Origin of the sequence: Sphingobacterium litopenaei (assembly GCF_014692495.1) — a bacterium.
GTDB classification, from domain to species: domain Bacteria; phylum Bacteroidota; class Bacteroidia; order Sphingobacteriales; family Sphingobacteriaceae; genus Sphingobacterium; species Sphingobacterium litopenaei.
On record NZ_JACOIJ010000025.1, the window covers coordinates 45,448 to 54,311 of the forward strand.

The following is an 8,864-nucleotide window of genomic DNA, read 5'->3' on the forward strand; positions in this document are numbered from 1 at the left end:
TTTATTTTGTACCTAAATATCAAAAAGGTTTGATATTTGAGTAAATTTATTTTTCTTTGCACAGATTTATTAAACAATTAAACTATACAATCATGTCAGATATCGCATCAAGAGTAAAAGCAATTATCGTTGAAAAGTTAGGTGTAGATGAAAACGAAGTAACACCAGAAGCTTCTTTCACGAATGATTTAGGTGCAGACTCACTTGATACAGTTGAGTTGATCATGGAATTCGAAAAAGAATTTAACGTAGCAATTCCTGATGACCAAGCTGAAAACATCAGCACAGTTGGTGAGGCAGTTGCTTACTTAGAAAAAAACGTTAACTAACTAATTTTATTAGGCCAAACATAATAAATGGAGCTTAAGAGAGTAGTTGTAACAGGATTAGGCGCGCTTACACCAATAGGTAACACGGTTTCCGAATTTTGGGAATCTTTAATTAATGGTGTAAGTGGGGCCGCTCCTATTACGCATTTTGATGCGTCTAAATTTAAAACTCAGTTTGCTTGCGAAGTAAAAGGTTTTGATCCTCATCAATTTATGGATCGTAAAGAAGCTCGCAAAGTGGATCCTTTCGTGCAATACGCTATTGCTTCTACCGATGAAGCAGTGAAGGATGCAGGATTGGACTTTGATAAATTAGACAGAAACCGTATTGGAGTAATTTGGGGGTCGGGTATTGGTGGTTTGACTACTTTTACAGACGAAGTTGCTGGGTTTGCTAATGGCGATGGTACACCACGTTTTAATCCATTCTTCATCCCTAAAATGCTTGTAGATATTGCCCCAGGACACATTTCTATGCGTCATGGTTTACGTGGGCCTAACTTTTCAGCTGTGTCAGCTTGTGCGTCTTCGACTAATGCGATGATTGATGCTTTTACTTATATCCGTATGGGTAGAGCAGATATTATCATCACAGGTGGTTCGGAAGCAACAATCAACGAAGCTGGAATCGGTGGCTTTAATGCAATGCATGCATTGTCCACTCGCAATGATGATCCAAAAACAGCTTCACGTCCTTTTGATAAAGATCGTGATGGGTTTGTTTCAGGTGAAGGTTCGGGTGCAATTATTTTAGAAAGCCTAGACCATGCTTTGGCACGTGGCGCTAAAATTTATGCAGAAGTAGTGGGAGGTGGTATGAGTGCAGATGCTCATCATATTACTGCTTCACATCCTGAAGGTTTAGGAGCTAAGTTAGCAATGACTATGGCTGTTAAAGATGCAGGATTAGAATTCACAGATATTGATTACATCAATGTACATGGTACTTCTACTCCGGTAGGAGATATCAGTGAAACAAAAGCAATTGCTGATTTATTTGGCGATCATGCTTATAAATTAAACATTAGTTCTACCAAATCTATGACAGGTCACTTGTTGGGAGCAGCAGGTGCTGTAGAGGCAATCGCTTCTATATTAGCTGTTAAAAATGATATTGTCCCTCCGACAATTAATCACTTTACAGATGATCCTGAAATAGATAACAAATTGAATTTTACATTCAATACAGCTCAAAAACGTGTAGTAAATGCGGCTTTGAGTAATACATTTGGATTCGGTGGTCACAATGCAACTGTCATCGTTAAAAAATATAAAGGATAGTATTGAATAAGGATAAAGAGATAATAGGTAGTTTAATACATTAAACTACCTATTTCTTCTTTGTAGCATATTGGGAATGTCATTACAGATATATAAGTTATACTTTTCAAGAAATAGAGCCTATTATAAAAAGCTAAAAAACATACTTGGTTTTGTACCAGGGAATGTCAAGCTATATCAAATGGCTTTTCGTCATAAGTCTGTAGCCGTTCCTATCAAAGAAGGGGTCAAAAATAGTAATGAGCGTTTAGAATTCTTGGGTGATGCTGTACTGGGATCTGTAATCGCGGAATTACTTTTCAAATTGTACCCTTACAAGGGAGAAGGTTTTTTAACTGAGATGCGTTCAAAAATTGTATCTCGAGCTAATCTTAACCAGCTTTCCCGTAAGTTGGGATTTGATCAACTTATCCAATATGATTCCCGTATGATTTCTTATACTACAAAGCAAGGCTCTCTCTTGGGTGATGCCTTCGAAGCCGTCGTAGGAGCGATCTATTTGGACAAAGGTTATCAGTTTACTAAAGAATTTCTTCTTACCAGAATTATAGATCCGCATGTGGATATTGAGACACTCGAGGTTACAGAGTCAAACTTCAAAAGTCGTTTGATCGAGTGGTGTCAGCAAGAAGGTAAAGAGGTTGTTTTCAATCTTATCGAAAATCCTGAAGGAGAATCTTCTAAAATGTTCAGTATTGAAGTCGCTGTTGCTGGAGAAGTTTGTGGTATTGGTCGAGATTTTAACAAAAAAAGTGCAGAAAAATTGGCGGCTGAAAAAGCTTGTGAATTTTTGAAAATCATATAATTCTCTCTCTTGGTGATAATCTTTCGCTGTATTTTTTCATATTCGCTTTGTTATCTTACCTTTGCAGTATGGCAGCAATTAAACCATCATTAGCTAAAGGTACGCGTGATTTTTCTCCTGCTGAGATGGAGAAAAGAAATTATATCTTCAATACGCTAAAAACAGTTTTCAAAAAGTTTGGTTACAACGAAATTCAAACTCCTTCCTTCGAAAATCTATCAACTCTAACCGGAAAATACGGTGATGAAGGTGATAAATTAATCTTTAAAATCTTAAATTCTGGAGATTATTTGTCTAAAGTATCCGACGAACAATTGACAGAACGTAATTCCAATAAATTAATTCCTCATATTACAGAAAAAGCACTTCGTTATGATTTAACAGTACCTTTTGCAAGGTATGTTGTTATGCATCAAAATGATATTGCTTTACCTTTCAAACGTTTCCAAATTCAACCGGTTTGGCGTGCGGATCGTCCGCAACGTGGTCGTTATCGCGAATTTTATCAATGTGATGTGGATGTTGTAGGTTCGGATAGCTTATTGAATGAGGCTGAATTTATTTTGATTTATCAAGAGGCGTTGCAAGCATTAGGCTTGAAAGATTTCACTATCAAAATTAATAATCGCAAAATTTTATCGGGTATTGCCGAGATTATCGGTAAACCAGAACTTATCGTTGATATGACTGTGGCTATTGATAAGTTGGATAAAATTGGTTTGGCTGGTGTGAATAAAGAATTATTGGAAAGAGGATTTACCAACGAGGATTTGGAAACATTGAAGCCTATTATTGAGTTACAAGGTTCGAATGAGGAAAAGCTTTCGCAGCTAAAAACTGTATTAGCAACTTCTGAAAACGGTTTAAAAGGTATTCAAGAAATTGAAGAAGTCTTTGCTTATGTAAAAGCGTTCGCAGGTGAACAGATCTTGCCAAAATTTGTAGAAGTCGATATTACTTTAGCGCGCGGATTGAATTATTATACCGGTTGTATCTTCGAAGTGAAGACGAACGAAGTGGCAATGGGCAGTATTGGTGGCGGTGGACGCTATGATGACTTAACGGGCATGTTTGGGTTGAAAGGATTAACAGGAGTGGGGGTATCATTTGGAGCTGATCGTATCTATGATGTGTTGGAAGAATTAAACTTATATCCAGAGTCAAATTCAACTAATACTAAAGTCTTGATTATCAATTTCGATAAAACTTTAGAATCATTTACCCTACCTTTATTAGCTTCACTTCGTCAATCAGGTGTTGCCGCAGAACTTTATCCAACGGCTGCAAAACTGAAGAAACAAATGAGTTATGCTGACGCAAAACGTATTCCATACGTACTATTGATCGGGGATGAGGAGAAAGAATCTGGCTTATTAAGTCTAAAAAATATGGAATCAGGCGAGCAAGTGAAAGTGAGTAAAGAAGACCTTATAGCACAATTAAGTTAAGGGAAAAATATCCTATAGGATAAATCGGATAATTTTATTGCATCATAACAATCTCGGCCGAACTTTTTATCTATTTATGACAAAAATTACTTAAATCAAGAATTAAAAGTATCATAATTATCGATATAAATTATTAGATTTGTAATCGGTTAAGTAAGAAACAATACTTTAAAATGAGTTCAACACCTATAACAAAAGAGACATATCTAGAGTGGTATAAATCAATGCTACTCATGCGTAAATTTGAAGAAAAAGCAGGACAACTTTATGGACAACAAAAAATCCGTGGATTTTGTCACTTGTATATTGGTCAAGAGGCCGTTGTAGCGGGTACTGTATCAGCAACACGTCCTTCAGATACATTTATCACATCTTATAGAGATCACGCTCAAGCATTAGCTAAAGGTGTATCTGCAAATGCATGTATGGCCGAGCTTTATGGTAAAGCTACAGGATGTTCAAAAGGTAAAGGTGGGTCGATGCACTTTTTTGATAAGTCAAAAGGTATGATGGGTGGTCACGGTATCGTAGGTGGTCAGATTCCACTAGGTGCTGGTATTGCTTTCGCAGAAAAATACTTGGGTACAGACAACGTGAACGTATGTTTTATGGGTGATGGTGCTGTACGTCAAGGTGCTTTGAATGAAACTTTCAATATGGCGATGTTATGGAAATTACCTGTAATCTTTGTTTGCGAGAACAATGGTTATGCAATGGGTACTTCTGTAAAACGTACTACAAACATGATGGACATTTTCAAAATCGGTTTAGGTTTTGATATGCCATGTGCGCCAGTAGATGGTATGGATCCAGTAGCTGTTCACAATGCTATGGATGAGGCTGTTCAACGTGCTCGTGCGGGTGAAGGTCCTACATTCTTAGAGATTCGTACTTACCGTTACAAAGGTCACTCTATGTCAGATCCTGCAAAATACCGTACTAAAGAAGAATTAGAAGAGTATAAAGGTAGAGACCCGTTAATTACAACTAAATCAGCTATTTTAGAGAACAAATATGCTGACGAGGCTTGGTTTTCTGAGGTAGAGGCTGAAGTGAAAAAAGTGGTAGAAGAATCAGTGAAATTTGCTGAAGAATCACCGTATCCTTCAGTGGATGAATTGTACAAAGATATCTATGTACAAGAGGACTATCCATTCGTAATGGACTAATACAACATTATTCAAGGTTTTTATAAAAGATATAATCTACTATAATACATGGCTGAAGTAGTAAAAATGCCTAAAATGAGCGACACGATGACCGAAGGGGTGATCGCGAAATGGCACAAAAAAGTTGGTGATAAAGTAAATTCTGGAGACCTTTTAGCAGAGGTTGAAACAGATAAAGCAACAATGGACTTTGAATCTTATCAAGATGGTACATTGTTATATATAGGTCCAAAAGAAGGCGAAGCAGTTCCAGTGGATGCTGTAATCGCTGTTTTGGGCGAAGAAGGAGAGGATTTCCAAGCTTTATTAAGCGGAGGAGATGCAGCTCCTGCAAAAGAAGAAAAATCTGAAGCTAAAGCTGAAGAAACTGCTGCTCCTGCGGATTCGACTCCTACAGTTACAGCGGAAGATTTGGGAGTTACAGTAATTACAATGCCATTGTTGAGTGACACGATGAAAGAAGGTGTTATTGCACAATGGAACTTCAAAGTAGGTGATACCATCAAATCGGATGATGCCATCGCTGATGTAGAAACTGATAAAGCAACAATGGAAGTTACAGCGTATGCTGATGGTACCCTATTGTATGTGGGTTTAGAAGCTGGTGAAGCTGCAAAAGTAAATGATATCATTGCGATTGTAGGCCCTGCTGGAACTGATGTTACTCCATTATTGAATCAACCTGCTTCTACTCCAAAAGCTGAGGCGAAAGAAGAAAAAGCACCTGAAGCATCTACTACTTCTGCTCCAGCGGCTACTGCTTCGACTTCATCTAATGATGACTCTAGGGTGAAAGCTTCTCCTTTGGCACGTAAAATTGCTAAAGAAAAGGGTATTAACTTGAATGAGGTTAAAGGTTCAGCAGACGGTGGTCGAATCGTAAAAAAAGATGTAGAAAACTTTGTTCCTGCAGCTAAGTCAGAATCTGCTCCAGCTCAAGAATCTGCAAAATCAGAAACTAAAACTATTAGCTTACCAACTTTCGTTGGCGAAGAAAAATATACAGAGTCGAATGTTTCGCAAATGCGTAAAACAATCGCTCGTCGCTTAGGAGAATCTTTATTTACTGCTCCGCACTTCTATTTGACAGTAAGTATCGATATGGATAATGCTATTGCTGCGCGTACTCAGATCAATGAGGTAGCTCCGGTAAAAGTATCTTTCAATGATATGGTAATCAAAGCTGTTGCTGTAGCGTTGAAACAACACCCTGCAGTAAACTCTTCATGGCAAGGGGATAAAATCAGATTTAACCAACATACAAACATCGGTGTTGCTATGGCGGTAGAAGATGGTTTATTGGTACCAGTGGTACGTTTTGCTGATGGCAAAACATTATCACATATCTCAGCAGAGGTTAAAGATTTCGCAGGTAAAGCGAAATCTAAAAAATTAACTCCAGCAGATTGGGAAGGTTCAACTTTCACAGTATCTAACTTGGGTATGTTTGGTATTGATGAATTTACATCAATTATCAATTCTCCTGATGGTGCAATCTTATCAGTAGGAGCAATCCAACAAATCCCTGTTGTGAAAAATGGTGCGGTAGTACCTGGTAACGTAATGAAATTGACTTTAGGTTGTGACCACCGCGTAGTGGATGGTGCGACAGGAGCTCAATTCTTACAAACATTAAAAGGATTATTAGAAGCGCCAATCCGTTTATTAGCGTAAAAAGATTGTTGCTTAGCATAAAAAGAAGCCACTTTACAAAATAAAGTGGCTTCTTTTTTGGTTTTTATTTGAGATTCCTTTTATATTTAATTGAATTGAAAAATCGTATTGTAGCGTGAATAGATTAGTTAGGTTAATAGCATTTTTTGTAAGTACAATTTTTATTATTTCGTGTAAGTCAGAAGCTAAAAAACAAGAGGAAGTATTGCAAAAGCAATCTGAATTAGATAGCATAGCTTTAATATATGATCCCAAAAATTTTGATCCTCGTGTGGATGAATTTATGCAAAAACTGCATAAACGATCAGGCTTCAATGGTAATGTATTAGTTGCTAAGAAAGGAAAAATCATTTATCAAAATTCTTTTGGATGGGCGGATTATTTACATAAGGATAGTTTACATATTGATTCTAAATTCGAATTAGCCTCAGTATCAAAACCAATGACAGCTTTAGCTGTTTTACAATTAATAGATAAAGGAAAAGTAGGGATCGATCAATTAGTTTCGGACTTTTTTCCAGGTTTCCCATATGAAGGAGTTACCGTTAGACAGCTACTGACACATCGTTCTGGAATGCCTAATTATGTGTACTTCGTAGATAAAATTTGGCCTGATCGTAAAATGGGAATGTCCAATACGGATGCAATAAATTTACTGATCGAGCATAAGCCAGGTCGATATGGTAAACCTGATGGTAGATTTCACTACAATAATTCCAACTATATGATGTTGGGTGCTATCGTAGAGAAAGTTTCAGGACAGGACTTTGACACGTATATGCAGGAAAATGTTTTTAAGCCTGCAGGCATGAAGAAAACAGCTGCCTTATCTCGTGTTAAATACGATAAAATTCCTACCGATGTAATTGGGCATGATCGTGTATGGCGCAGATCTGTAGTACAGGATTATTTGGATGGGCCATTAGGCGATAAGGGGATTTACAGTACAGTAAAGGACATGTATTTGTTGGATAGAGCTTTGAAAGAAGGTCGTTTGTTAAAACCCGAATTGTTGGACTCTGCATATGTGCCTCGCTCGGACGCCAAGAGAGGTGTTTTTAGCTATGGCTATGGTTGGCGAATGTTTACTTCTGGTAAGGAAAAAATTGTCTATCACACAGGATGGTGGCACGGATTTAAAAATCTTTACGTAAGAGATTTAACAAATGATGTGACAATTGTGTTATTGTCAAATATGGTAAACGGAAGCTTAAATCAACTCGATGAGTTGTATAAAATCTTAGAAATGCCTATATTAAGACAAAATGCATATGATGCCAACGGCGGATTTGTGGAACATTAATATTATAAATTTAAGTATATGAAAAAGACATTGATTTTAGGAGCAAGCACGAATTCAGCGAGATATTCTTATTTAGTAGCAAATAAATTAGTTAGAAAGGGATATCCCATTGTCAATGTCGGCCGTAAAGTAGGAGAGGTAGCAGGGGTAGCTATTGAGCCAGCCGAAGAAATTCATACAGACATTGACACTATTACATTATATGTAGGGCCTCGAAATCAGGCTCCTTATTATGATTATATTCTTAAGACTAAACCCAAACGTGTAATATTCAACCCTGGGGCCGAGAATCCAGAGCTATCTTCTATGCTGAAAGAGGCAGGAATAGAGCCTGTAGAAGCTTGTACATTAGTGATGTTAAATACTGGTCAGTATTAATATTAAAATTTTAGAGTTTATAAATATAAGACGCTTGTGAAATCAAATCACAAGCGTCTTTATTTTATGTAAAAGATTGACCCTTTGCTTGTAGTTGTCAATTGCTCTAAATTATACTAAGTCAGATTTTCTTATAAGTAGAAAATTGAACTTCTTTAGTTATCAATATTTATAAATCTTTCTTTAAGTTAAAATATTATATTGAATTTGAATATAGCCTGATAATGTAATTGTTCCCATACTTTATATAATTTTTTGCCAATCGAATCATATGGGTGATGTACGTCCTCTTCTTTTTATTATTAATGTGCTCTTAGAGATTTGTTTATTTTCAATTTTATAACACCTAATTTATAAAACGGAGCGTAAACCCCACAGGTCTTTAGCCTGTGGGATGTAAGCGACTAACCCTGATTGAGAATATACTCACGAATAGTATCAGGAGATGCTTCACCTATTGAACAAACAAAATAACCA

General features: G+C 36.8%; 8 protein-coding genes. All 8 read left to right on the plus strand.

Going from position 1 to position 8,864, the window contains the following annotated elements; translation table 11 throughout:
• Positions 1-92: 92 nt before the first annotated feature.
• A complete protein-coding gene (locus H8B04_RS12430; protein ID WP_159633049.1) occupies positions 93-329 on the plus strand; it encodes an acyl carrier protein in 237 nt (78 codons plus the stop codon).
• 27 nt (positions 330-356) lie between these two features.
• Positions 357-1,610 (plus strand): beta-ketoacyl-ACP synthase II, encoded by a 1,254-nt coding sequence (gene fabF, locus H8B04_RS12435; RefSeq protein WP_165291743.1) that lies wholly within the window; start codon positions 357-359, stop codon positions 1,608-1,610.
• Between the two features lie 76 nt (positions 1,611-1,686).
• On the plus strand, positions 1,687-2,415 hold the full coding sequence (rnc, locus tag H8B04_RS12440) for a ribonuclease III (RefSeq protein ID WP_165291744.1): 729 nt from the start codon (positions 1,687-1,689) through the stop codon (positions 2,413-2,415).
• Between the two features lie 68 nt (positions 2,416-2,483).
• Positions 2,484-3,863 (plus strand): histidine--tRNA ligase, encoded by a 1,380-nt coding sequence (hisS, locus tag H8B04_RS12445; RefSeq protein WP_190302564.1) that lies wholly within the window; start codon positions 2,484-2,486, stop codon positions 3,861-3,863.
• Positions 3,864-4,036: 173 nt separating this feature from the next.
• Positions 4,037-5,032: a pyruvate dehydrogenase (acetyl-transferring) E1 component subunit alpha gene (gene pdhA, locus H8B04_RS12450; protein WP_190302565.1), complete on the plus strand. Its 996-nt coding sequence runs from the start codon at positions 4,037-4,039 to the stop codon at positions 5,030-5,032.
• A 48-nt stretch (positions 5,033-5,080) separates the two neighbouring features.
• Complete coding sequence (locus tag H8B04_RS12455) at positions 5,081-6,706, plus strand: 2-oxo acid dehydrogenase subunit E2 (protein ID WP_190302566.1); 1,626 nt, start codon at positions 5,081-5,083, stop codon at positions 6,704-6,706.
• A 115-nt stretch (positions 6,707-6,821) separates the two neighbouring features.
• Positions 6,822-8,009, plus strand: coding sequence for a serine hydrolase domain-containing protein (locus tag H8B04_RS12460; RefSeq protein WP_190302567.1), 1,188 nt, complete (start codon positions 6,822-6,824; stop codon positions 8,007-8,009).
• 18 nt (positions 8,010-8,027) lie between these two features.
• Positions 8,028-8,387 carry a CoA-binding protein gene (locus H8B04_RS12465; protein ID WP_165291749.1) on the plus strand — a complete coding sequence of 120 codons (360 nt, stop codon included), beginning with the start codon at positions 8,028-8,030 and terminating at the stop codon, positions 8,385-8,387.
• Positions 8,388-8,864: the final 477 nt, after the last annotated feature.

Excerpts from the sequence above, each read along its gene's own strand:
- pdhA (WP_190302565.1), top strand. The coding sequence starts at position 4,037 with ATGAGTTCAACACCTATAACAAAAGAGACATATCTAGAGTGGTATAAA.
- H8B04_RS12465 (WP_165291749.1), top strand. The coding sequence starts at position 8,028 with ATGAAAAAGACATTGATTTTAGGAGCAAGCACGAATTCAGCGAGATAT.
- H8B04_RS12430 (WP_159633049.1), top strand. The coding sequence starts at position 93 with ATGTCAGATATCGCATCAAGAGTAAAAGCAATTATCGTTGAAAAGTTA.
- fabF (WP_165291743.1), top strand. The coding sequence starts at position 357 with ATGGAGCTTAAGAGAGTAGTTGTAACAGGATTAGGCGCGCTTACACCA.
- hisS (WP_190302564.1), top strand. The coding sequence starts at position 2,484 with ATGGCAGCAATTAAACCATCATTAGCTAAAGGTACGCGTGATTTTTCT.
- H8B04_RS12455 (WP_190302566.1), top strand. The coding sequence starts at position 5,081 with ATGGCTGAAGTAGTAAAAATGCCTAAAATGAGCGACACGATGACCGAA.
- rnc (WP_165291744.1), top strand. The coding sequence starts at position 1,687 with ATGTCATTACAGATATATAAGTTATACTTTTCAAGAAATAGAGCCTAT.